A 1,488-nucleotide genomic window follows, 5' to 3' on the forward strand; every position below is an offset into this window, starting at 1 on the left:
GTGAAGTTAACCCCTAGAATTGGACGTTAACATTATTTCATATTCGCTAAGGCCGTATTCCGATATTCAATCGGGGTGCGGCCTTTTAGCGTGTGCCTAATTCTAGCTTGATTGTAGTATTTGATCCATTTTTCCATGGCCTCCTGCAGCGCCTTCTTAGTAGGATAGGTATAGGTGTAGTAGTCTAGCTCAACCTTCATGATGTGAAAGAGACTCTCGCAGGCCGCATTGTCGTAGCAGGTCGCCCGTCGCGACATGCTTTGAAAAACGTGGTGCTGCTTTAGGGTCTGACAATATGCTTTGGACTGGTATTGAATGCCCTGATCGCTGTGAATCGTCATGCGGTAAGGCAGTTTGGGCCGGATCGCCAAAACCTGCTTGAGGCCATCTAGAACATATTTGGTCTGCGGCCGCTGACTGATAGTGTAGCTGATGATTTCACCGCTGTAAAGATCTTTAAAGGGCGAGAAATATAACCGTTCGCTCATGCTCTTATTGCCATAGCGAAACTCGCTGATATCGGTGACTACCTTTTGGTAAGGCCGATCGGTCTTAAACTTCTGGTGGAAGCGGTTCTTCGCCTTCTTGCCTTGCGGACCTTTTGATGAATCATACTTGCCTGCACGCAAGTTGTATTTGCGGGCCAGCAGCTTGTGCTCCTTCATCAGGCGGTAAATGCGTTTATGGTTCACCTGCAAGCCGTACTTGATTTTTAGCGTGTCAGTCATGGGCAGGTAGCCAAAGCTGGGATTATACCTTTTAACCACTTTAATCAGCGACAGTAAAGCCAGGTCGCTGTATTTTTTCCGCCTGCTGCGCGGGTGATACTCGTAGGTGCTCTTGGCTAAAAAGCTATAGTGCAATAGTTCTTGCAGTTGATAGTTGTGCTCATGCCTTAGCTCTTGGATGATGGTCCGTTCTTCTTGCGTTGAGCGTCTTTGCGCCGAGCTAAGGCTTCGACTTTTTTTAGGTAGTCGTTCTCAATGTGGAGCTGACGGTTTTCTAAGCGCAGCCGTTCTAATTCAGATAACTCGCTGCTGGTATACTTAACTGGTTTTTTAGGCAATTTGTTCATTGGTGGTCGGCCTCGTTTGGTAAAGAGCGCATCAAGCCCGCCTTCGTCAAAACGTTTTTGCCAAGTACAAATTAAGCTGGGTGTGGCAATTTTGAAGTGAATGGCGGTATTTTGATAGGTCTCGTCATGTTCTTTTCTCCAGTTTAAGACTTGGAACTTGAATTGACCATGATAATTTTGCGAGGTGTGCCGAATTTCTAGGCCCTTAACACCAAAGTGCTGGTATTGCGCAGCCCAGGTATCAATTAGTTGATGTGATCCGGTGCCAATCATTTGCGCCACAGAACGGCTGCTGTAGCCTTCTTTGAGCAAGTTAAGCGCCTGTAATTTTTGTTTGACGGTAAATTTAACCATAGTAAAACCCTCCAGTTGGATTTTTGTCCAATTGAAGTGCAACTAAAAAGTTAGACATT

2 protein-coding genes are annotated in these 1,488 nt (G+C 46.0%); both read right to left on the reverse strand.

Translation table 11 applies throughout. The features are described from left to right. Positions 1-32 precede the first annotated feature (32 nt). Positions 33-911 carry an IS3 family transposase gene (locus tag GYV61_RS09595; protein ID WP_338084995.1) on the reverse strand — a complete coding sequence of 293 codons (879 nt, stop codon included), beginning with the start codon at positions 909-911 and terminating at the stop codon, positions 33-35. After that, a complete protein-coding gene (locus GYV61_RS09600) occupies positions 896-1,429 on the reverse strand; it encodes a helix-turn-helix domain-containing protein (protein WP_174795612.1) in 534 nt (177 codons plus the stop codon). The genes GYV61_RS09595 and GYV61_RS09600 overlap by 16 nt, the downstream gene beginning before the upstream one ends. Positions 1,430-1,488 lie beyond the last annotated feature (59 nt).

Origin of the sequence: Lactobacillus melliventris (assembly GCF_013346935.1) — a bacterium.
Classification (GTDB): domain Bacteria; phylum Bacillota; class Bacilli; order Lactobacillales; family Lactobacillaceae; genus Lactobacillus.

Excerpts from the sequence above, each read along its gene's own strand:
- GYV61_RS09600 (WP_174795612.1), bottom strand. The coding sequence starts at position 1,429 with ATGGTTAAATTTACCGTCAAACAAAAATTACAGGCGCTTAACTTGCTC.